Raw genomic sequence first — 22,222 nt, forward strand, 5'->3', positions numbered from 1 at the left:
CGGCACGGCCAGTTCTTGTAACGGTTTGTCGGGAGAGGAAGAAGTGGCCGGTTCCCACACTTTGGGGGGTGAGGAGGGTCGGGGAACCGGCCAGGTGGCAATTGGCATTTCGGGGGCAGGTGAATGCCAATTGACGTGGTCGAAACGCGCCTGCCAAGCCCCGGTTCCCGGACCATGAAAAAATAAAACTGTTGTCGCATGTGGCCGTACCCTCCTAATTTCGCGCGGTCGCGGGGGACACCCCCCGCCGCGTCGGCGTGCCCTTTTGCGACGCCGGCCAATGAATGGAGGTCCAGAATATGGCTCTTTCGGATCTGATCGCGCGGCAGCTTCCCTATCTGCGGCGTTATGCCCGCGTGTTGACGGGTTCGCAGTCGCTGGGTGACGGGTTCGTGCGTGAACTGCTCGAGGCCGCGCTTGTCGACGCCGACCTGCGCGAAAGCATCTCCAGCTCGCGCGTCGGCCTTTTTTCCGCTTTTACCAAAATCTATGCATCGGCCGGAGCCGAGCTTGCCGTCGAGGGCAGCGGCTCGGAAGAGGTGGCGACGGTGGCAAGCCGTCTCGAACTGGTGACGCCGCTGGCGCGCCAGGCGCTTCTGCTCAGCTCCATCGAGGATTTTTCCTCCGAGGAAATTGCCGAGATCCTGGATTGCCCTGCGCAGGACGTTCCCGGGCTGATCGACGATGCGCTGTCCGAGATCGAGGCAGGCAGCCGGACGGACGTTCTCATTATCGAGGACGAACCTCTCATTGCCCTGCAGATCGAGGAGATCGTGACGTCGCTGGGCCACAATGTCGTGGGAACGGCCGCCACGCACGCTCAGGCGGTCAAGCTCTTCGATGCACACCGGCCCAGTCTGGTGCTGGCGGACATCCAGCTTGCCGACGGAAGCTCGGGCATCGACGCCGTGAACGAAATCCTGGCGAAGTTCTCGGTGCCGGTGATCTTCATCACGGCTTTCCCGGAACGCCTGCTCACCGGCGAGCGGCCGGAGCCGACCTATCTCATCACCAAGCCGTTCAGCGACGACTTCGTGCGGGCGACGATCGGTCAGGTGACTTTCTTCGGGTCGACCGCTCCGCTTCGCTGAAACTCTGTCCGTTCCGGCTCCGGTCTATTGCCGGAGCCGGAAGGACTTGGGCTTGCGCAGGGGAATGGCGAACTGGCAACGCAAGCCACTCTCCGCAAATTCGATCGTGATCGGACTGCCCAGTTCCTGGGCCAGCGCGCGCTGGATGAGGTTGAGGCCGAAGCCGCGCGATTTCGGCTCCGTCACCGCCGGGCCGCCGCTTTCCCGCCATGAGACCGCCACGAGATCCGAGCCGGCGATATGCCAGCTGATGTCGACGCGTCCGTCTTCCGTGGAGAGCGCGCCATAGCGCGTGGCATTGGTCAGCAGCTCGTGCAGCGCGAGCCCGATTGACAGCGCATCATTGGGCGAGATGAGGATGCTGGGTCCATCGATGTGGATGCGGCCGGCTTGCGCAGGCGAGCTGAGCTGCGCCTCGACCAGCCCCTTGAGATCCGTGGGGCCCCATTGCGCGCCATCGAGCAGGGAGTGGCTCGCGGCAAGGGCTCGCACCCGCTCGAGAAGATTGTCGGTGAAGCTGTTCAGGTCCGCCGCATTGCGCCGGGTCAGCGAAATGATCGAGGTGACGTTGGCCAGCGAGTTCTTTACCCGGTGATTGAGCTCGCGAACGAACGCAGCGCGTTCCGTCTCCCGTTCCGCCTGTGCCGAGACAAGGGCTTCCAGATCCTCGTTGCGGCGCTGGACGAGGAGAATATAGGCCAGCAGCAGCAGCGCGAACGAGATTCCGCCGACGAGCACGACGAGCGTCAGGGGGCCGAGTGATGTGCCCCCGGGCGGGTAATAGCGCAGCAGCCATTGCTGGTCGAAGACTGCAAGGCGCTGCTCTGCGGGCGATCCGAGAGAATGACCGGTCTTGCCGGAGGTATAGATCAGCTCCTGCCCTTGCGAGGTGAGATCATAGATATCGACGCGGCCTTCCTCGGGCATGCGCGTCTCGACCGCGGCCGCAATGAACTCCCGGGTTCGGATGGGGCTGTAGACATAGCCCTTGAATCGATTCTCGGGTCCAAGCGTGCGGACGGGCATATAGACGAGGAAGCCCGGGGACTTGGCAGTGTTGCCGTCTTGAATGAGGTGCACCGAGTCGCTCGCGGCGACGGCATTGGTGCGGCGCGCGCGATCCATGGCGGCAGCGCGCCGCGCTTCGGAGTACATGTCGAAGCCGAGGGCTATTCGATTAGGCGGCGTTTCGGGCTGAAGCATCGTGATCACCTGAAGCAGGCGCGCGTCCCGCCGCGGCTTCGGATAGATGCGGAAGTCGATATGTCCCTGCTCGATCATCCGCCGTTCGACCTTCGCGATGTCGCGCGGCATGATCGTTTCGGACCAGCCCATGCCAAGCACACCGGTCAGGTGTTTCGGCAACCGCAGGCGATCGACGAATTCCTGGAAGAAAGCCGGGGAGACGTCCATCGAACTCATGAAAAGCGCGCTGGTGGATTGCAGGTAGGCGCGCGTCGTCGCCGCCTGACGCTCGATCGCGCCCGCTATCTCTCCCGCCTGTACTTCAGCAGCGGCACGATTTGTGCGTTTCGTCGCCAGTTCGACGGACCAGGCACTGGCCCCGACCAACAGGAGTACGATCAGAAAGACGGCAATAGGTGTGGCGCGTGGATATTCCCGCAGCCATCGGTCAAACCGACCCTTTGCCCATTCCCCAGGTTTCCAGCCCTTCATTTACCCCAACCATTTGATCCCTCCCGCCTGCTTTGGAACTCTTTCGGATGGAGATCGTTCCACTTTCCGTCCCGCCAACAGGAGAAGCCCCAATGGCAAATGCCGCACTGCAATCCAAGCCGAAGGAGCAATCTTTCGACACAGGAATCGATCGGGCGGGCATGGACGCCACGGCAGACGCGCTTGCGACAGCACTGGCAGACAGCTTCACCCTTTATCTGAAGACGCTTGGCGTTCACTGGAACATCGTCGGACCCAGCTTCTTCGGTCTCCACAAGCTGACGGAAGCTCAGTACGAGGATCTGGCCATCGCTATCGATGCGATCGCGGAGCGCATTCGCTCGCTGGGTCATCTGGCCCCGGCTGCCTTTGGCGATTTCGCCGAGCGCAGTGTCATCGAAAGCAAGACTACGCTCGCGAGCGCCGAGGATATGATCAGTGCGCTCATCAAGGATAATGAGGCGGTCGCGAAGCGCATGCGCAAGGCTGTTTCGGTCGCGGAGGATGCGGACGACGTGTTCACCGCAGACATGCTGACGGCCCGCATCGGCAAGCATGAAGAAAATGTGTGGATGCTCCGTGCGATCGCGTCCTGAGACGTGGGTCGTATCGCTGCGCAAGCATTTGAATTTGATAAGATAGAGGCTTTTTGTCAGACCGTGGAATCTCATCTCGACATTTTCCCTCATGAGGGTGCAAGAAGGGCTATGTCCAGCAAGCCGGATTCTCCTGATGGTGAGCCCCGGACCCCCAAATCCGGCAACAAGCCGGTTTGGGCGGACGGGCTTCGCCGGATGTATGATGAAGTCGTCGACGAAAAGCTTCCCGACGAATTCATCGATCTTTTGAAGCGGCTGGATCAGAGCAGTGAGCGGAGCTGATAAGGCGAAAGGCTTCGATTTTCGGGCCGAACTCACCGGGGTGATCCCCCACTTGCGCGCCTTTGCTCGCGGTCTGTGCGGCCGTCCGGATTTCGCGGACGATCTTGTGCAGGAAGCGTTGCTCAAGGCCTGGGCCGCGCGCGAATCCTTCCAGCCGGGCACCAGCATCCGGAGCTGGACATTCGTGATCCTGCGCAATGTCTATCTCAGCGATGCGCGCCGCAACCGGTTCCGGGGCGACTATGACCCCGATCTTGCCGAGACGCTGCTCAGCCAGTCGGCGAGCCAGGAGGACGGGCTTCACATGGGCGACTTGCGATCGGCCATGATGCGCCTTTCTCCCGAACGGCGCGAGGCCCTTCTGCTCGTGGGCGCCGGCGGTTTCAGCTACGAGGAAGCGGCCGACATCGCGCAATGTGCGGTGGGCACGATGAAGAGCCGGGTGGCACGCGCGCGCAGGAGCATCGAGGATATGCTCGGGGACAATCCCTCGGGCGGCGGCGGCAAGTCCCCTCCGCGCTCAGTGTCGCACCGGGAAATCCTGGACGACCTCGACAAGGTCGCCAATCTGTAACTTTCGCCGGGTGCATTCGGCCCCGGCGAAGGAGCCTTCTTTGTCCTCGCCTGCATTTCCGTGGACGCGGCCGGCGTAAGCTGGCACATGCCGCGCATGAACCTGCGTACCAACGGGAGCGAAGAGCGCCCTGTCCCGAGCGTGGTCCTGATTGTCGAGGACAACGCCATCATCGCGATGAACACCGAGTCGTTGCTTCTCGACCTGGGCGTGGCGGATGTCCGCAGTGCGTCGAGCGTGACCGATGCCCTGACGCTCATGGACGAAGTGGATTTCCAGTTCGCCATCCTCGATTTGCGCCTCAGCGAGGATGAAACCAGCCTGCCGGTCGCCGAGCGGCTCCTGAAGGCAGGCACGCCTTTCGTCTTCGCCACCGGTTTCGGGGAGGAGGCGGACATGCCGGCCGGTTTTTCCCACGCCCCCATTCTCAAGAAGCCCTACGGGTTCGAGGATCTGTCGCGCGTCCTGCGCGGCTGAGTACAGAGGCAGGTCCAGCTTCTCTCGGGGGAGCGGCCTTCTGGCGCTGTTCGCCGGACAGGCCGAAGAGCGCCGCCCGCCTTTTACGCTGCGTCCCTTGAGGTGCGCCGGGGGGCAGACAGGCCGAGCCTCCGCAGGAAATCCTCCAGCGCCATCGGACGGCCGATATGATAGCCCTGGATGATGTCGCACTCCATGCGGGCGAGCGCATCGAGGACATTCTGGTCCTCGACGCCTTCGGCCACCACCTGCATGTCGAGCTCATGGGCGAGCTTGATCGTCGAGTTGATCAGCACGGCGTCGCTTCGACTGGTGAGCACCTGCCGGACGAAATTCTGGTCGATCTTCAGTTCCGAGGCCGGCAGGCGCTTGAGATATGAGAGCGTTGACTGGCCGGTGCCATAATCGTCGATCGAGATGTGGACGCCGAGCGCGCGCAGCGCCTCCAGCTCGGCGATGCCCTGGTCGTCGGCCATGTTGGCGGATTCAGTGATTTCCAGCGTCAGCTTGTCGGCCGGCATGCCGTAAGTATCGAGGAGCACGCGCAGGGGCGCTTCCAGCCGGTTCTTGCCGAGCATGCGCATCGAGAGATTGACCGCGACCGACAGGCCCAGCGGTGCGAAATCCGCAATGGCCCGTTCGAGCACATAGAGCGTCAGCCGTTCGATCCGGCCCGCATCCTCGATGGCGCGGACGAAACGGTCCGGCCGGATGAAGCCCCGTTCCGGGTGGCTCCAGCGGATGAGCGCCTCGGCGCCCGTGATCGCGCCGGCGTGGAGATCGAGCTTGGGCTGGTAGGCCACCCAGACGTCGCCGCGCTTTAGCGCCTGCTCGAACTCGTTCAGGATGGAGAGCTTCCAGAAGACCTCGTCGTCATCGGTCTCGTAGCGCTCCCACAACACGCCGCGATTGATCGCGTTGGTCGCGGCGAGCACGGCCTTGGGAAGAGCTTCCCCCACGGAAAGCGAGGGCTCGTCGCAGAAGCCTGCGTTGAGGGCGATGTCGACGGTCAGCTGGTCGACCTGCACGCCCGGGCCGAACAGCGCTTCCAGGCCTTCGAGGCTTCCCACGACTTCGGGCACCTGTTCCTCGCTGCGCCAGGCGAAGCTGTGATTGTCGATCTGGTAGATGCGTTCGTGGCCCGCGGCGAGGATCAGGCGGTCGCGGATCTTGCCGAGCAGCTTGCCTTGCGCCGCGAAGCCGAGCAGCGCGGTCGTTTCCACATAATTGCGCAGGCAGACGACGACCGTCACGCCTTCTTCCCGCTCGTTCAGCTCCATCGCCGCCATGTTGGGCAGGCCCGCCTCCGCCGACTTGGTGATGCGATCGAGCATCGATTGCGCGGTGGCCAGCAAGATGTGCGCGACCAGTCCCGCGCCGATCGCGATCGTGGCTGCGCCGATGTCCAGCCGGACGAGCGAGAGATGCTCGATGATGATCTGCCCGAGCGGGAAGGCCAGGATGCCCAGGGCCAGCACGAAGGAGCGGAAGAGCGCGGTCAGGGGGACGGCAGCGCAGACCAGCAGCAGTGCCGCGAAGAGAGCGGGCCAGTCGCCGAGATCGGTGGGCCTGCCGGCTAGCAGCGTCTCCGCCGCCACCGCCTGAATGTACATCCCCGCCACCTTGTTGTGATAAGGCACGCTGTACTGGTCGCCGATGCCGAAGGCGTCATAGCCCACCAGCACGGATTTGCCCTTGAAGAAGCCCTTGGGGAAATTGCCCGCGAGCACATCGGCATAGGAGATATGCGGTATCCGCTCGGGCCAGTAGGACCAGTCGATAAGGAGCCGGCCCTCGTCGGGGAAGGTCGTCCCGGCGAGCGCTTGCGCCAGCACCGGCAAGGTTTCGCCCAGGACGGGCATGTTGAGCGGGATGCGGCGGTGGAACTGGTCCGGGTCGCTCTTCACCCAGATGCTGACCGGCGTGACGAAGGGCAGCAGCGCCGCGGTCGGCAGGGCCTGGTGCACGTCCCGGGTGTTCAGCCGGTTTTCCAGCAGCGTGGCGAGATAGATATCGCTGTGGCTGCGCGAGAGTGCCCGGGCGAACAATTTGTCCTGCCGGAGGTCCGCGGCCGGCTGGTCGAAGATGATGTCGAAGGCGATGCGGCGCGCGCCGTCGCCATCGATGGCGTCGATCAGCTCGCCATGGCGGCTTCTGGGCCATGGCCATGTGCCCAGGGTCTTGATGCTCTGGGTGTCGATGGTGACGACGACCAGATCCCCGCTCGGGGCCTTGGGAAGATGTTCGTAGCGTTTCTCGCGGACCTGATTGTCGAAATCGCGACCGGCGCCAGCCAACGCCGCCGCAATGCCAACCAGGCATGCAGCGATCAGGACCAGGCTGCGGGCCGACCTCGTCAGGCCCGCAAGGAGGCGCAATCGAACCATCTTCCATACTCGGGGCGACACAGTCCGCCCACGATCCAGATTGCAGAAAACTATGAAGAACTTCTTCCCGGCCGCGGAAAATGAACGGATTTCGGAGCGCGGCGGGGAAGCGACGAGACCTGCGGTGTCAGCCTTCCGCGATCTTGCCGCCAACCAGCCGCACGACCCGATCCGCCGCGGCGATCGTTTCCGGCCGGTGCGCGATCACGATGCGCGTGATCCCAAGGGCACTGACCGCGCGATTGACGGCGGCCTCATGATCCAGATCGAGATGCGCGGTGCCTTCATCCAGGAGCAGCACATCGGGCCGGCGATAAAGCGCGCGAGCCAGCAGGATGCGCTGTTTCTGGCCCCCCGACAGCGTCGAGCCCATGTCCCCGACGAGCGTGTGATGGCGCATCGGCATCGCGTCGATGTCATCGAGGATCGAGGCTGCGGTCAGGCAGGCGCGCAGATGCTCCATGTCGACCTCCTCGAAGGAAGCGACATTGTCGGCGATCGACCCGGCGTAGAGCACGTCGTCCTGTAGCACGGCCGCGACATGCTGGCGGAAGGCGCGGCGGCCATATTGGGAGAGGGGGCGGCCATCGATGAGCACGTCGCCCTGCACGGCGTCGACAAGGCCGAGGATGATCTTGGCGAGCGTGCTCTTGCCGCCACCCGAGGGCCCGGTGATGGCGATATGATCCCCCGGCGCGATCGACAGGTCGATGCCCGCCAGCACCAGCGGGTCATGCGCGCCGTAGGAGAAATGCACGTTGCGCAGCTCGATCCTGCCTTCGAATGCGGGCTGGACCAGCGGCTCGGCGAAACCTCGGTCCTCCTGCGTCTGGGCAATGTCGGCGATCTGATCGAGATGGAGGTCGAGCAGACGCAGCTTGATCCCTTCGTCCAGGAGCGATTGTCCGGCCTGCACGAACTGCTGGCGATAGGCGAGATAAGCGAAGAGCGTGCCCAGGCTGAGGGCCCCCGCCATGCTGCCCCGAATGGCGAGAAAGACGACCAGCACCAGCTCGATCGCGGGGATGAGCGTTTTCGCGGTTTCGTGCCAGGCCTTGACCCGCTCGTGAAGGTAGCGCGCGCCCAGCGCATCGGTGAGGCGGTTCTGCCAATAAGCATGCCGCATGGCTTCGCGGCCGGAGAGGCGCAACGTGACGATGCCGCGCAGCGTCTCGATGACGGCGCCCTGCTCGCGGGCCAGCGCCTTCACATATTCCGCCTCGCGCTGCTTCTCCGCGCGCAACAGGCCGAGGCGGACGGCGCTGTAGGCAAGGAGACCGAGCAGCGAGACAAACGCGAGCTGCGGGGCGATCAGCATCATCATCACCAGCGTCAATACCGAGAGCAGACCGTCGATGAGAGCGATCGGCGCGCTTTCGATGAGGAAACGCTGAATTGGAAGGATGGATTGGAACCGGGTGAGGATGTCCCCCACCTTCCGCTTTTCAAACCAGGCGATCGGCAGGCGGAACAGGCGCCGCGCCAGATTGGAGGTGATGCCGTAGGACAGGGCGGCACCGGAGGAGAGGAGAACGAGCTTGCGCAGCAGCGAGGCGCCCGCGCCGATCAGCGCCAGCGCCGCAAAACCCACCGCCAGCGTGATAAGCAGGTTGCTGTCCAGGCTGGAGAGCGCCTCGTCCACGGCCGTGCGCAGGTAGAAGGGCGAGGCGAGCACCCATGCCTGCATGACGATGCTGAGGATGATCGTTTGCGCCAGCGCGCGGCGCAGGCCGGTGATGCCGCTCCACAGATCCCGGAACCGCAGCGGCCGCTTGGCCCGCACCGCGCGAAAATCCTGCGAAGGGCGCAATTCCAGCGCGACGCCGCTGAAATGGCGCCCCACCTCGTCGAATTCATACCAGCGCGCGGTCCCGGCCGGGTCGACGATATAGGCCCGCTCGCGCTCCACGCGCTCCAGCACGACGAAGTGATTGAGATCCCAGTGGAGGATCGCGGGTAGGTTCAGCAGGTGCAGGCCCGCCATCTCGAGCTTGAGCGGGCGCGGCAGCAATTGCATCGCATCCGCCGTCTGCATGAGCTGGCGCAGCGACATGCCCCGGGCACTGAGGCCAAAGCGCTGGCGCAGCATGTTGAGGTCGATCTCGTGCCCGTGCCAGTTCGCGATCATCGCAAGCGCGGCGAGCCCGCATTCCGCCGCTTCGGTCTGGCGAATGAGGCTGATCCGCCGGCGACCGGAAAAATTGGCGGGGAAGATGTTCATTGCCGCGCCACCGCTGCGAACGGATCGACCAGCCATTGCAGGAAGGAGCGGCGGGCCAGCACGATCCGGGCATCGAGCGCGAGGTCCGGGCGCAGCACCACGTTCCGGGCCCGTTGCCGCTCGCTGAGCGGTTGGAGCCGCGCGGTGACCAGGAAATAAGGCTGCGCGTCAGCCACGGGCGCCGCCCCGACGGTCTCCACCACGGCGCGGAACGTGCCATAATCCTGCACCGGATAGGCTGGCAGCGTCACGCGCACGTCCTGCCCCGGTGCGATCTGGGCGATCGTGGAGGTCGGCACCCGGAGCTCGGCGAGCCATCCCGTGCCGGGCGGTACGATGCGGCCGTAGATCGTGCCGCGCGCCACGCTTTCCCCCTCGCGAAAGCGAAGGGCCGTAAGGATGCCGGCGCGGGGCGCGACGAGATCGATCGTCCCGGCATTGGCGAGCGTGGCGCCTTCGCGCCGCACCTGCGCGAGCTGCGCGTCATAGCTGCCCTGTCCGGCACGCAAATGGCTGGCGAGCTGGTCCCGCTCGATGCGCGCGGCTGTCAGGGCATTGGCGTGGAGGCTGCGGCTCTGCTCCAGCCGGGCCAGGTCCTGACGGCGGGTGATGAGCAGTTCGCGCCGTTCCTGGAGATCGCGGCCGGAAATGAAGCCATCCCGCGCCACCGCCTCGACGCGCGCCAGCTCCTGCCGGGAGGAAGCGATCAGTGCCTCCTGCGCTTCGATCTGCCGGTCGATCGCGCTGATCTGGCGTTCCTCGTCGCGGATGCGCTCGTCCAGCTTGCGCCGGTTTTCCTCGATCGCTTCGCCGGCGGCGCGGCGCTGCGTGGCGAGGGCGGCTTCCTCCTGGCCGAGGGCCTCGCGGCGCTCCTGCACCAGCGAGAGCCCGTCGGCGGCCTGGGGGCGCGCGATGCGGGCAATGAGCTGGCCTTCCCGCACCGGCTCACCTTCGCGCACGAGGACGGAAGCGATCACGCCATCGTCCGGCAGGGCGATGCTGGCGACGCTGGTGGCGGGGCGCAACGCGCCGCTGGTCGTGATCGTCCGGCTGTAGGAGCCGAGCGTCAGGAAGAGGACGAGGGCGAGGACAAGCGCCAGCAGCAGCCAGCCGATCGCCTGCCAGCGCAATGGCGGCACGAGGAACACCTCGCCATGGAGGCGGTGCTGATGATCGAGGGCCTGTTGCCTGAAAAGCTGCATATGTTCACCACCCTTGCCGGCTTCTAGGATGGCGGGCGGGGTCAGGGCTACAGCGAAATCGCGCGCGGGCGGCCAGGCGCGCCGCTCGGCGATCCGAAACGGGGCATCCGGCACCGCAAACGAAAATCCGGGCGGACAGGGGCCACGAAGCCCTTCATCCGCCCGGCTGTCATTTCAGTCCTTCAGAGGACTGCAACGGCTCAGTTGTAGCCGCGAACACCCGTGTTCGATTCGTCGTTCGGCACGCCGCCGGCGACAAGGTCAATTTCCTGCTCGTTGAGCTCTTCAATAATCATCGACGACTCCTGTTTTCAGTCGGCATTTCGGCCGACTTTTCAGGGGATATAGGAAGGTTAATCGAGCGTAAACCCAGGTTAACCCTTAGTTGCGACAGATGGTTATCGAAAATAAAATTATGTAAAATCAATAACATGTTGCAGAATTGGGGCTGCATGCCTTGCGAGATGGTGAGTCTGCACAGCCTCTGATGGTTGAACTGTCCCAAAACGGGCCACCGCATCATTGGCGCGTTTCGTCTGACTCGCCATTGACGAGGTAGCCGCAGTCAGCAGCGATGGCCCGGTTGAGATCGATCCGCCTCTGACTCGGGTGTCCCCTAGGATAGCCGGAAGCCAACCGGTTCCGGCCAGAAGCCGCTCGGCGGTCTGCACCAGGTCCCCGGTTTCTTCATGTCGGCGATACGGCGGTCAGCGCCCTCCTACACGCCGTGGGTACGGCCTTGAGATAGTTCACGCGACGAAGGTGGGGTCCAGTCCTTGGTACGTCCAGCGCCAGCGGGGTCGCCAGCCTATCCGCTGTTTGCAGCAAACTGGGCTTGCGGTCCCACTGCAACGGCATTCACGGCGAGACGTGCAATGCGCCAGCAGCACCAAATGCCTCTCGTAGTCCAGCCCGACGATGAAGCCCCACAGGTCCGCTACGTCACGAGGCATCCGCTCGGCCCATGCCTCGTGCCGCTCGCTCGCCTTCGCGGCCTGCGGGGTATCCTCGCTCCAGTCAGCGTGACCCCCGAGCGGCGTCACGGTCGGACGAACATCAAGGTAGCCCGCCTCGCTTAGCTGCAGAAGAGTTGCGCCGTGAGCATGTGACTCAGGGCGATCAGCGCCAGATCGGGCCGCTCGCCCAGCGCTACACGCAAGGCCGGGTGTTCGACAGGCGGACAGGTCGCGGGTAAGGCTGCCGGAAATCGGCCGCCCGGTTCCTCATCCTCTTCCTCGATCTCCTGCGTCCTCGTCGCTGTCCTCCGCCTGCTCGTCCGCGACGGCCCGCGGGCCGATGGCTTCGCCTTTGCTCTGCAGCGAAGCCCGCCAACCGGTCGATCCGGCGCCGCGCCCCAGGCAATCAAGCAACAATCGAACGGTGTATGGGCGGCCGAACTGGCCAGAGTTGGGTAATCGGCGCCGGTTATTCCAGACAGAGAAGGCGGGCGACCGCCGGGATCGCCCTTCAGGCGCCTCAGTTGGTGTTCTGCACCGTCTGCACCGCAGCCGTAATCGTCAGGATGGGTGAAAACAGCTGGCTGATCAACTGGATGAGCTTGCTGGGCTGGTTGGCCGCGGCATTGCCGAAGTAAAGCACATCCTTGTCTCGCATGGCGAAGCGCTGGGCGAGGAAATACGACCCGGTCTTCATCATGTTGACATGATAGACCATCGGTATCTCGTTGCCCTGCTCGTCGCGGACATAGCGGAACAGGAAGATCGCGGCGGGATTGCCAATGCTGGGATTGACGCCGCCGGCAGTCGCGATCGCCTCGGCGAGGGAAACCGACGACCGCCTGAACGGAACCTGTTCGACTCGCCCGGAAGCGCCCAGCACCGAGAAGGTGCGGGGATCGTCGATCAGCGTCAGGCGGTCGCCCGGATAGGCGCGCACATCCAGTTTCGGATTCTCGACGAGGTCGTTGATGCGCAAGTCAACACTTTGGCCGCCGCGAACGATCCGGAGAAGCAGGTCCTTGGCCTCTCCTCGATAGCCACCGGCAAGCGCGATCACGTCGGACAGTGTTTCCCGATTCGTCTGCAACACGAGACGGCCCGGCTTTGCCACTTCGCCCCCGACGATGATCGAATTGGTGATGGCCTGATTGAGCGTGACGATCACTTGCGGATTTTGCGACATCCCCGCCAGCGAATTGCGAATCATCGTCTCGACTTCGCCGGTCGTGACCCCCGCGACATGAAGCGTGCCGGCATAGGGAATGCTTATGTCCCCCAGGTCATCCACCCGCGTCGGCGGCAGCTTCTGCACCTGCACGCCGGGACTAGCGCCGACCTGGCTCAATCCCCCATTTCCGCCGGCCGCCGAAAACAGCGTGACCCCGGCTTCGTAGATATTGATGTCCAGCACGTCGCCCGGACCGATCATGTCGGTCGGCGGTGGTGCCAGCTCGGGCAATAGCCCCGCCGCCACCTGATCCGCCTCCGGAACATCCGCAATCGTCTGGATGGGGACAATCTGGATCGGCGAGGCTTCATGCCCGGGTGTTTGGGCCGTTTTCTCGATCTGCCCCCTGGTAGGACCGTTGGAGGGAAGCGTGGCGCAACCCGCAAGTCCTGCAAGCAGGACCAGAAAAACGCTATTCTTAACTTGCATCACTGATGAACTCGGAGGCTTGCGGCATCGATGGCCGCACGCCTTAGCACCGGGACCGGAGAATGGACAATAGTTCCTCTTGCCATAGCTCGGCAGGTCGCTGCTTGGCCTTGCGCCCCGCTTCATGTTGGCCTAGCGCAGGACGGCTCAGATCCCCATGTCAGGCATTACAAAGACTTTATGAACGTAAACCCATCGTTCCCCGTCGAGGCCGAAGCGACGGTCCATCGATCCGCATTTTCTCAGTGGATGAGGAAACGACGCTGGTTTCTGGGGTTCGTCGTGGCACCGACGATCCTGGCTGCGACCTATTATGGCCTGATTGCCTCTGATGTCTACATTTCGGAGTCGCGGTTCGTCATCAAAAGCCCTGACCGGAAGGGATCGCAAGTCTCCACCCTGGCCAATCTGGTCCAGACGACCGGACTTTCCGCGGGGCAGGAGCAAACGAATGAGGTGCTCGCTTACGTGCGCTCGCGTGATGCCCTCAGAGCCCTGGAAAAGAATTCGGGCATTCGCGAGCGGTTTTCGTCAAGCCTTGCCGATCGCTTCTCCCGATTCCCGCATCCGTTTTCCGACAGCAGTTTCGAGAGTTTATTCAAATATTACGACGGTATGATTGACGCTCGTCTTGATACCAGCACGGGCACTGCCATCATTAAGGTGAAAGCCTTCACTCCCCAGGACGCTTACATAATCAATCGTCAGTTACTCGACCTGAGCGAGGGGCTCGTCAATCGCCTGAACGCCCGCTCGCAAACCAAGAGCATCGCCGAAGCTCAAAGGCAGGTCGATCTTGCTACTGAAAGGGCTAGAGCAGCTCGGGTGGCCTTGGCGCGGTATCGCAATACCCAGGCATTGATCGATCCAGAGAGGCAGGCAGCGGGAGTTCTGGAACTCGCCAATAGCATGATTGGTGAACGGGCCGCCCTGCAGGCTCAGCTCGACCTTATGCAGCGTGTGGCCCCGAACAACCCGTCGATCCCCGCGCTTCGCAGCCGGATCAATGCAATCACGGTTCAGATCGCATCCCAGGACGGCCGAGTGGTCGGCACCGGGAGCGGCATTGCTTCCAAAATGGGCGACTACGAGAACCTTCTCGTCGAGCAGGAATTTTCGACCGAAAGCCTGAACGTAGCCAATGCGGCCCTCGTGCAGGCAAGGGCCGAAGCCCAGCGGCAGCAATTCTATCTCGAGCGCGTTGTTAACCCGAACTTGCCGGACACGCCGCTCCTTCCGAAGCGTATCCTGAGTGTGATAATTTTCGCTGCGGCTGCGACCTGCCTTTACTTCATCGCATGGATGTTTGTGACAGGCATTCTTGAACACGCGCCGGAAGACTGAACAATGGCTGATGCCGGCTTTCAAAGACTGCAATCGGGATGGGCGACGCAGGTTCGTGTAATTCATGCCCTCATGATCCGCGAGCTGCATACGAGGTTCGGCCGAGAAAATATCGGCTTCCTTTGGATCATGGTCGAGCCCCTATTGTTCGCAATTCTCGTGGCGATCGTCTGGAGATTTATAAAAGGGCCAGAAGAGCACGGAGTAAGCATCGTTGCTTTTGTGATTTCTGGATATATCCCCATCACCTTATTTCGACACGGAGTTTCACGAAGCACTTCGGTGTTTACGGCTAATTCTAGTTTATTATATCACAGGCAAATAAAGATTCTTGATTTCATATTGGTCAGATTTGCTATCGAGGTTCTGGGCGGTATGATGGCTTATTTATTTATCGCGCTAATATTGATACCGCTTCAACAGTTCCCAATTCCAGCGGATATAGGTTTATTTATCGCGGGCTGGTTTACTTATGCAATATTCTGCTTTTCCCTTTGCTTGGTGATCGGGCCACTTTCTGAAATGTCAGAAGTTGTCGAAAAATTTGTTCCAGTTACAACATATATCATGATTCCAATTTCCGGCCTGTTTACCATGGCATCATGGGTCCCTCCTCCGTTAAGGGACTATCTACTTTATTCTCCATTTGTGAACGCAATGGAGATGATGCGCAAAGGTCTATGGGGGGATCAGGTAACCGCCTATTACAGTATATGGAACCCAATTGGCTGTTCCATGGTGGCCGCAGCAATCGGCCTTGCTCTTTGTCGTCGCGTACGCAGGACCCTCACTGTCGAATGATAATTTGTCAGAATATCTGTAAATCGTACCCACAAGGTGCGGGACGGAAACGCGTGCTCGATGATGTCAATCTTATCGTTGAGCGGGGAGAACGCGTCGCATTGCTTGGTCGCAATGGGGCAGGCAAGAGCACCCTCATTAAGTTAATCGGCGGCGTCGAGATGCCGACTTCGGGCAAGATTACCCGGCAGATGTCCACTTCCTGGCCATTGGGTTTTGCAGGCGGCTTCCAAGGCAGTCTGACCGGTTACGACAATGCTCGATTCATCGCCCGTATCTACGCGCGGGATTATACTCAGATTCGAGCATTTATTGAGGATTTCACCGAACTGGGAAGCCAACTAAAGATGCCGGTGAAGACCTATTCATCGGGCATGCGCGCGCGCTTGGCATTCGCCCTGTCGTTGGCGATCGAGTTCGACTGCTATCTGATTGATGAGATCATCTTGGTCGGCGACCAAAACTTTCATCGGAAATGCCATTACGAACTTTTTGAAAAGCGCAGTGACCGCGCCATGATTCTCGCGTCGCATAGTTTAGATATTGTACAGAAATACTGTAATCGTGCAGTAATTATAGATAAATGCAAAGCAATTAATCATCCAAATGTGGATATTGCTATCGCAAATTACACAAAGCTATAAATTGCAAATATAAAGTAAAACATGAAATAATTCTGATTTTTAGTATCATATCTAGATTTTTATTATATAAAAATGACAGGTGTCAGTGTGAATTTCTGCCCCACGTTTAAGGCGTAGGCTGACATCATGCGGAACCTGCGGAGCTGAAAAGCCAACTGCTTTAGCTATCATTGTCGCAATTGTTGGCGCGGCGCCTGCCCTTCTGCCTCGTACAGGATGGCGCCGTGACGTTCTCGGCTGAAATGTGAGCGATTTTGAGTAGAGCCCGATGTGGAGGGGTCGGATGAAGATGAAGCGCAGCAGGTTCGGCGAAGAACAGATCATCGCGATCTTGAAGATGTAGGGGGCCGGGATGGCAACCGCGGACATGTGCCGCCATGGGATCAGCTCGGCGACGTTCTACAAGTGGAAGTCGAATTATGGCGGTCTGGAGGTGTCCGAAGCCCGGCGCCGGCGCACGCTCGAGGAAGAGAACGGCCGGCTGAAGAAGCTGCTGGCCGAACCCATGCTGGACAACGTGGTACTGCAGGATCTGGCATCAGGAAAATGGTGACGCCCGGCGCTAAGCGGGATGCCGTCGCCCGTGCCGTGAGCATCACGGCTTGAGCGAGCGTCGGGCGTAAACCTGATCGGTGTAAGCCGGCGGGTGATCCGGTGTCGATCGTCGCGGCCGGACGATGGCCCGCTGCGGCAGCGGCTGCGCGAGTTGGCGGTGGAACGTCGCCGGTTCGGCTATCGGCACATGGGCTATCTGCTGGCTAGCGAGAGCATCACGCCCAACCAAAAGAAGCTGCTTTGGGTCTATCGTGAGGAGAACCTGCGGATCCGTCGACGCGGTAGCCGCAAGCGCGCCCTGGGCACACGGTCACCGATGGTGCTGCCGGACGGCCCCAACCAGCGTTGGTCGCTGGACTTCGTCTCCGATACCGACACCCTGACTTGCGGCCGCGTTTCCGCATCCTGTGCGTGGTCGATGACTACACGCGCACTGGTGGCCGACACGTCACTGTCGGGCGTGCGGGGCGCGCGGGAACTGACGCGGCTGATCGGAATGCGCGGCAAGCCGCATACGGTGGTCAGCAGCAATGGCACGGAACTGACCTCGTCGGCCATCCTGCGCTGATTGCAGGAGCGGCGGATCGAGTGGCATTACATCTCCCCAGGCAAGCCGACTCAGAAGGGCTTCGTCGAGAGCTTCAACGGTCGCTTGCGCGGCAAATGCCTCAACGAGACGCTGTTCACATCGCTGCCGGATGCCCGCTTCGTGCTGGACGCTTGGCGACACGACTGCAACCACGTGAGATACACTCGAAACTGGGCGGAAAGACCCCGCCGAGATCGCCGCCCAACGTGTCGGGAGGCATGCCCCCCGATACGTCGCCATCCATCAAACAACCATCATGAAGGAGCGAGACTCTACTACCTCTAGCCGATAACAATCACGGGAGCACGTCGAGAACATTCGCTTTTATCAGTGACAGGTAAAAAAAGGGGACAGACGCATCAGCGCGTTTCAAGCTTCCCGGAAATTGTCGCGGTTTTTCAGAAACCAGCGGTATGTTGACTCGATCCCCTGCGATAAGCTGATTTTGGCGCGCCAGCCCATACTGGCGAGCCGGCGTACATCCATCAGCTTCTGGGGCGTGCCATCCGGTTTCGAGGGATCGAAACTGATTCGTCCCTTATAGCCCGTAACTTTCGCCACCAGCTGTGCAAGCTCCGCGATCGAAACATCATCGCCATAACCGACATTGATGTGACTGAGCATGGGTTCGGTGTTAGCTTCATAGACATCTTTGGACAGGTCCATGACGAACAAAGATGCCTCTGCCATATCATCGACATGCAAAAATTCCCGGCGCGGCGTTCCAGTGCCCCACACGACGATTTCCTGAATTCCTGTCTCGACGGCTTCATGGAAGCGTCGCAGCAGAGCGGGTAGCACGTGGGAGTTGGCGACGTGGAAATTGTCACCCTCGCCATACAGATTAGAAGGCATTACGCTGCGATAGTCGGTGCCATATTGCCGGTTGTAACTTTCGCACATCTTGATGCCGGCGATCTTCGCGATGGCATAAGGCTCGTTGGTCGGCTCCAGAACCCCAGTCAGCAGCGCATGCTCCTCCATGGGTTGCGTGACGGCGCGTGGATATATGCACGAAGACCCTAGGAAGAGTAGGTTCTGGACACCGGCTTCGAAAGCCTGATGGATAAGATTGCATTCGATCATCAGGTTTTCATAGATGAACTGCGCAGGATAGGTATTGTTGGCATGGATTCCGCCGACCTTGGCTGCCGCAATAATGACGGCATCCGGCCGTTCGGCCTGCATGAACGCACGCACGGCAGCCTGATCCTGCAGATCAAGAGCGTCACGACCTCGGGTGATAGTCCCGATGCCCCGTTCCTGCAGCTTTCGCAGGATGGCTCCGCCGACCATCCCGCGGTGACCGGCGACAAAGACCCGTCTCGGAAACATGTCAGTTTTCCACCGATACCGGAATGTCGTAACCGTGCGCCTTGAGCAACGCATGGCGTTTCGCAACCTTCAAGTCAGCCGCGACCATCTCGGCGCACATTTGCTGCGCCGAGATTTCGGGAACCCATCCGAGTTTTTCCTTGGCGTTCGTGGGATCACCCAGCAATGTTTCCACCTCTGCCGGACGGAAATAACGAGGATCGATCCGTACAATCACGTCGCCGGGCCTTACGCTGCACTCCCGGGGCTCGCGAACAGTCTCCACGATCCCGACCTCATCAACGCCCTCTCCAGCGAAACGAAGACAGATGCCCAGTTCGGCGGCGGACCAAGTGATGAACTCACGGACGGAATATTGGCGGCCGGTCGCAATAACGAAGTCTTCCGGCGTTTCCTGCTGCAACATCATCCACTGCATGCGTACGTAATCGCGGGCATGGCCCCAATCGCGTAGCGAGTCGATATTGCCCATGAACAGGCATTCCTCCAACCCCTGGCTGATATTAGCGAGGCCGCGCGTGATCTTGCGGGTTACGAATGTCTCGCCGCGCCGCGGACTTTCGTGATTAAAGAGTACGCCGTTACAGGCATACATCCCATAGGCTTCCCGATAATTGACCGTGATCCAGTATGCGTAGAGCTTTGCGACGGCGTAGGGCGAGCGCGGATAGAAGGGAGTGGTTTCCCGTTGCGGGATTTCCTGGACAAGGCCATATAATTCGGACGTCGAGGCCTGATAGAAACGCGTTTTTTCCAAGCCTAGAAAGCGGATCGCTTCCAGCAGGCGAAGGGTCCCGACCGCGTCAACGTCGGCGGTATATTCCGGTGCTTCGAAGCTGACCGCGACATGGCTCTGAGCGCCGAGGTTGTAAACCTCGTCGGGCTGGACGTCCTGGAGGATACGGGTCAGGTTGGAGGTGTCCGACAGATCGCCATAATGCAATTTCAGGTGCGCGGATTCCGCATGGGGGTCTGCGTAGATATGGTCAATCCGCTGCGTGTTGAACGAGGATGCACGGCGTTTGATACCGTGAACTTCATATCCCTTTTCGATAAGAAACTCAGCAAGATAAGATCCGTCCTGGCCAGTGACTCCGGTTATGAGTGCTACTTTTCCACCTGTCGTATTGGAGGTCATGCCTGTTCTATGGCCCTATCGTACAGTTGCTGATCTCAAAGACGGCTCGACGAGGCTACCGAACCCTCAGAAATTCGTTCGCTATTTCTAGTCCACCGATCGACGCAAGGCTCGCTCATGTGCTTCGCGCCGAAGGAGATTGCCGAAGGAAGCTGCGGAATCGCTGTAGCTCCATCGCCTGCGATCGTCCAGAATGATAGAATTCAAGCGCTCTCTGTCTTTTAACCATCGTTCATGGCCAAGGCGAACTCGCTGAAACGCGCCGGTGCTGATACGATCAAGATCCGATTTCGACAGGATAGGCAAGCTTAGCGGCGCATCCGGATCATAGAGAATGCCGGAGGACAGATGGCCGATATACTCGTTCATCGTCGGGGCATCGGGGGCGAGGACGATCTGCCCCCTAGCCATGGCTTCGAGGAAGGTGGCTCCGATACCCTCTTGCGTGCGCGGCGCGAAGTAAAAGCGGAAGGTGCTTGCGCAGGCATCCAGTGCCGCCCGGTCGTCGAACCAGCCTGAAACGCTGACAGGGACGGCGCCATCTTTCATTTGCGCAAGGCGGGCCGACTGGGCAATCCTATGGTGAGGACGATCGGGAGCGGCGTGTACATGAAGCTTGGTCAGGCCCAGCGCCCTGCATTGAGCCCGGACCTGGCTCGCGTTCGTTCGCTCCATCGGGCGCCTTTCCCAAAAGAAGGCGCCTTCGGGTTCGGCGAATGTGATGGGTTCCGCAGCTGGTTCGGGGAAATACTGGAAATAGGAGCTGTCCAGTCCCGCGCACTGCAGGGTTTCGTGCATCGCGCGGGAGAAGGCGATGAAGCGATGCATCTGGAAGCGCTGCCACCATGTCTCATCATAGTGAGAGGCCGCGTCGAACATTGGGATCAGGATCATCCGACCGAACTCGGTCGCGCACAGCAATTCAGACGCAATGTACTCCGTCTGCCAGAAAATGTAGCGATCAAATCGTTTCGCCGCGATCGCCGCAACGATGTCGTCGGCAGGGTCCCTCGGATCATCCGGCGAATGATAATATTCCTCGACGGATCCGAGCGCTTTAAGGATGTCGAGGAAAAAGATGTGCGATCGGCTCAGCTTGTGAAAAGCATGCCCAACAAAACAGATTCTCACGGTGATTGCTCCATCAGGCCCAAGTCAGGCGGCTAAAGGCGATTCCCAATCTCCGGTCATCGCCTGGTGGCTGAGCCAGCTTGTCGACGGAAAGCCGGAGCGTGTTGGATCCCCTTCGCCATTTGCCGGCTGGAGCAAAGGTAAGTGGCTGTGGGCCGGTCGACGGCTCCAGCTCATAATGCCCAACCGGTCGCTCGTTGAGATAGATGGTCACTTTTTGACCACCTTCAACAAAGGGATTCGCGCTGCAATACAGTGACATCGTTTCAGGGCAGGCAGCGAAGCTCGCCATCAACAGTGCGTCGTGTGCAACGGACCACACGAAGCCGCCTGACACTTCCACACCCGACCACCCATTCGAAAGGAGGCCGGAGAACTCGTCAAGTTGGTCTTCTCGTGCCGCCACATCCGTCGATCTCGACGGCGGCATGATCTCGAAGTGAAAATCCGCAAGACGGATGCCCGCCACCCGACTGTCCTCGCGCGTCAGCGGAGCGAGAACTTCAGGAATGATCGTCAGCCGAGAACCCGGCGGAAGCGCCTGGCTGAAGCGAAGGTCCAGATGGAACTGCCCCAGCCCGATGTCCGCTTCGGCGATCACCCTTCCGCCTGACATCAATGTCAGCTTCTGGTCTGGATGGGTATTGTCGCCTACGATGGTGATCCCCAGCGACGCGAAGTCCGAGGGCGTCACCATTTCGGTGATCCCTGCCCAGCGGACACGGGTGTCGAAGCCCGATGCAGGGTCCGGCATGTCAGGCGCGTGGGATCCCGACGCGTAATAGCCGCAATAGGGGGTATGCATCTCGAACGGCGAGGCCGTCGCGCTACCGAACATGAACTTGTCGACCTGTGTCGGGCGCAGTGAGCGGGAGCGATAGGCGTGCGCCCATTCGCGCTGGATCCTGCTACCCTGCGCGCCTGAAAAACCGCCGGCCAGATAGTGAGCCACGATTTCGTCGATATATTGCATTCGGGCGCCTTCGTCATACGCGCGAAATAGAAAGTCGTGGTCGGCGCAAATAGAGTAGCGGGGGTTGTATCTTATGTCACGCAACAACGATGCGCGCGTAAAAGTGGCCTGGTGACCCGGAATCCGGCTATGCCAGCGACGGTCGATCGTCCCTCTCCGCAGATCGTCGCGCAATGCAGAAAAGTCGCTCGATCGCTGGATTTTTTCCAGGCGGCCATTCACGTATACATGATCGCCGTAAAAGATATCGGGATCGCCAGCGACCCGTGCGAACATGTCGGCAACGGTATCGGCGCTATACAACCGGTCTCCGGCGTTTAAGAATAGAATATAGTCATTGGATGCCATGAACGCAGCGGCATTCATCGCGTCATAGATGCTACCGTCCTCGATATGCTCGACGCGATCAAATGCGCCTGCGTAGCGATCAAGAATGGTGCTGGTCGCGTCCCAGCTCATTCCGTCAACAAATATATACTCGACGTTCGCATAACTCTGATGGAGTACACTTTCGATCGTAAGGGGTAGGTCGGCAGCAGCATTTAAGGCGACCGTGACGATTGATAAGGACTTTTCAGTCATCAAA

General features: G+C 60.7%; 17 protein-coding genes and 1 pseudogene. 9 read left to right on the top strand and 9 right to left on the bottom strand.

What is annotated here, in order from left to right; genetic code table 11:
- Window positions 1-299 precede the first annotated feature (299 nt).
- Window positions 300-1,091, top strand: coding sequence for a response regulator (locus SLG_RS04915; protein ID WP_014075328.1), 792 nt, complete (start codon window positions 300-302; stop codon window positions 1,089-1,091).
- Between the two features lie 24 nt (window positions 1,092-1,115).
- Here the strand turns inward: SLG_RS04915 and SLG_RS04920 are convergent, their stop codons facing one another.
- Window positions 1,116-2,663 carry a CHASE domain-containing protein gene (locus SLG_RS04920; RefSeq protein ID WP_041391729.1) on the bottom strand — a complete coding sequence of 516 codons (1,548 nt, stop codon included), beginning with the start codon at window positions 2,661-2,663 and terminating at the stop codon, window positions 1,116-1,118.
- 197 nt (window positions 2,664-2,860) lie between these two features.
- Here SLG_RS04920 and SLG_RS04925 point away from each other — a divergent pair, with 197 nt between their 5' ends.
- From SLG_RS04925 to SLG_RS04935, 4 genes are all read left to right on the top strand, one after another.
- Window positions 2,861-3,364: a Dps family protein gene (locus SLG_RS04925; protein WP_014075330.1), complete on the top strand. Its 504-nt coding sequence runs from the start codon at window positions 2,861-2,863 to the stop codon at window positions 3,362-3,364.
- A 111-nt stretch (window positions 3,365-3,475) separates the two neighbouring features.
- The gene (locus tag SLG_RS21635) at window positions 3,476-3,649 is read left to right on the top strand and encodes a NepR family anti-sigma factor (RefSeq protein ID WP_014075331.1); all 174 of its coding nucleotides are present in this window, start codon (window positions 3,476-3,478) and stop codon (window positions 3,647-3,649) included.
- Complete coding sequence (locus SLG_RS04930) at window positions 3,636-4,223, top strand: sigma-70 family RNA polymerase sigma factor (RefSeq protein WP_014075332.1); 588 nt, start codon at window positions 3,636-3,638, stop codon at window positions 4,221-4,223. The genes SLG_RS21635 and SLG_RS04930 overlap by 14 nt, the downstream gene beginning before the upstream one ends.
- A gap of 96 nt (window positions 4,224-4,319) precedes the next feature.
- The gene (locus SLG_RS04935; protein ID WP_041392656.1) at window positions 4,320-4,700 is read left to right on the top strand and encodes a response regulator; all 381 of its coding nucleotides are present in this window, start codon (window positions 4,320-4,322) and stop codon (window positions 4,698-4,700) included.
- An 83-nt stretch (window positions 4,701-4,783) separates the two neighbouring features.
- Here the strand turns inward: SLG_RS04935 and SLG_RS04940 are convergent, their stop codons facing one another.
- From SLG_RS04940 to SLG_RS04955, 4 genes are all read right to left on the bottom strand, one after another.
- Window positions 4,784-6,997, bottom strand: coding sequence for an EAL domain-containing protein (locus tag SLG_RS04940; RefSeq protein WP_158512679.1), 2,214 nt, complete (start codon window positions 6,995-6,997; stop codon window positions 4,784-4,786).
- Between the two features lie 217 nt (window positions 6,998-7,214).
- Window positions 7,215-9,308: a peptidase domain-containing ABC transporter gene (locus SLG_RS04945; protein ID WP_014075335.1), complete on the bottom strand. Its 2,094-nt coding sequence runs from the start codon at window positions 9,306-9,308 to the stop codon at window positions 7,215-7,217.
- Entirely contained in the window at window positions 9,305-10,510 is a 1,206-nt protein-coding gene (locus SLG_RS04950; RefSeq protein WP_041391730.1) for an HlyD family secretion protein, read from the bottom strand. Before SLG_RS04950 ends, SLG_RS04945 begins: the two co-directional genes overlap by 4 nt.
- Before the next feature lie 1,476 nt (window positions 10,511-11,986).
- Window positions 11,987-13,252 carry a polysaccharide biosynthesis/export family protein gene (locus tag SLG_RS04955; protein ID WP_231848756.1) on the bottom strand — a complete coding sequence of 422 codons (1,266 nt, stop codon included), beginning with the start codon at window positions 13,250-13,252 and terminating at the stop codon, window positions 11,987-11,989.
- A gap of 156 nt (window positions 13,253-13,408) precedes the next feature.
- On the opposite strand from SLG_RS04955, the gene SLG_RS04960 reads away from it, so the two are divergent.
- The 4 genes and pseudogenes from SLG_RS04960 (at window position 13,409) to SLG_RS04975 (ending at window position 17,319) form a co-directional block, all read left to right on the top strand.
- Entirely contained in the window at window positions 13,409-14,470 is a 1,062-nt protein-coding gene (locus SLG_RS04960; protein ID WP_231848757.1) for a capsule biosynthesis protein, read from the top strand.
- 3 nt (window positions 14,471-14,473) lie between these two features.
- Entirely contained in the window at window positions 14,474-15,271 is a 798-nt protein-coding gene (locus SLG_RS20775; RefSeq protein WP_014075339.1) for an ABC transporter permease, read from the top strand.
- Window positions 15,268-15,915, top strand: a complete 648-nt coding sequence (locus tag SLG_RS04965) for an ABC transporter ATP-binding protein (protein WP_014075340.1) — start codon at window positions 15,268-15,270, stop codon at window positions 15,913-15,915. The genes SLG_RS20775 and SLG_RS04965 overlap by 4 nt, the downstream gene beginning before the upstream one ends.
- Window positions 15,916-16,204: 289 nt before the next feature.
- Window positions 16,205-17,319 (top strand): annotated as a pseudogene (locus SLG_RS04975) (IS3 family transposase).
- 109 nt (window positions 17,320-17,428) lie between these two features.
- On the opposite strand, the gene fcl reads toward SLG_RS04975, so the two are convergent.
- From fcl to SLG_RS20255, 4 genes are all read right to left on the bottom strand, one after another.
- Window positions 17,429-18,394: a GDP-L-fucose synthase gene (gene fcl / locus SLG_RS04980; protein ID WP_041391732.1), complete on the bottom strand. Its 966-nt coding sequence runs from the start codon at window positions 18,392-18,394 to the stop codon at window positions 17,429-17,431.
- Window position 18,395: 1 nt separating this feature from the next.
- Window positions 18,396-19,532 carry a GDP-mannose 4,6-dehydratase gene (gene gmd / locus SLG_RS04985; protein WP_014075344.1) on the bottom strand — a complete coding sequence of 379 codons (1,137 nt, stop codon included), beginning with the start codon at window positions 19,530-19,532 and terminating at the stop codon, window positions 18,396-18,398.
- 87 nt (window positions 19,533-19,619) lie between these two features.
- On the bottom strand, window positions 19,620-20,663 hold the full coding sequence (locus SLG_RS04990; protein ID WP_014075345.1) for a glycosyltransferase: 1,044 nt from the start codon (window positions 20,661-20,663) through the stop codon (window positions 19,620-19,622).
- 13 nt (window positions 20,664-20,676) lie between these two features.
- Window positions 20,677-22,218, bottom strand: a complete 1,542-nt coding sequence (locus tag SLG_RS20255) for a glycosyltransferase family 2 protein (RefSeq protein ID WP_014075346.1) — start codon at window positions 22,216-22,218, stop codon at window positions 20,677-20,679.
- Window positions 22,219-22,222 lie beyond the last annotated feature (4 nt).

This window comes from Sphingobium sp. SYK-6 (genome assembly GCF_000283515.1).
GTDB classification, from domain to species: Bacteria; Pseudomonadota; Alphaproteobacteria; order Sphingomonadales; family Sphingomonadaceae; genus Sphingobium; species Sphingobium lignivorans.

Excerpts from the sequence above, each read along its gene's own strand:
- SLG_RS04915 (WP_014075328.1), top strand. The coding sequence starts at position 300 with ATGGCTCTTTCGGATCTGATCGCGCGGCAGCTTCCCTATCTGCGGCGT.
- SLG_RS04925 (WP_014075330.1), top strand. The coding sequence starts at position 2,861 with ATGGCAAATGCCGCACTGCAATCCAAGCCGAAGGAGCAATCTTTCGAC.
- SLG_RS21635 (WP_014075331.1), top strand. The coding sequence starts at position 3,476 with ATGTCCAGCAAGCCGGATTCTCCTGATGGTGAGCCCCGGACCCCCAAA.
- SLG_RS04935 (WP_041392656.1), top strand. The coding sequence starts at position 4,320 with ATGAACCTGCGTACCAACGGGAGCGAAGAGCGCCCTGTCCCGAGCGTG.
- SLG_RS04945 (WP_014075335.1), bottom strand. The coding sequence starts at position 9,308 with ATGAACATCTTCCCCGCCAATTTTTCCGGTCGCCGGCGGATCAGCCTC.
- SLG_RS04950 (WP_041391730.1), bottom strand. The coding sequence starts at position 10,510 with ATGCAGCTTTTCAGGCAACAGGCCCTCGATCATCAGCACCGCCTCCAT.
- SLG_RS04955 (WP_231848756.1), bottom strand. The coding sequence starts at position 13,252 with ATGAAGCGGGGCGCAAGGCCAAGCAGCGACCTGCCGAGCTATGGCAAG.
- SLG_RS20775 (WP_014075339.1), top strand. The coding sequence starts at position 14,474 with ATGGCTGATGCCGGCTTTCAAAGACTGCAATCGGGATGGGCGACGCAG.
- SLG_RS04965 (WP_014075340.1), top strand. The coding sequence starts at position 15,268 with ATGATAATTTGTCAGAATATCTGTAAATCGTACCCACAAGGTGCGGGA.
- fcl (WP_041391732.1), bottom strand. The coding sequence starts at position 18,394 with ATGTTTCCGAGACGGGTCTTTGTCGCCGGTCACCGCGGGATGGTCGGC.
- gmd (WP_014075344.1), bottom strand. The coding sequence starts at position 19,532 with ATGACCTCCAATACGACAGGTGGAAAAGTAGCACTCATAACCGGAGTC.
- SLG_RS20255 (WP_014075346.1), bottom strand. The coding sequence starts at position 22,218 with ATGACTGAAAAGTCCTTATCAATCGTCACGGTCGCCTTAAATGCTGCT.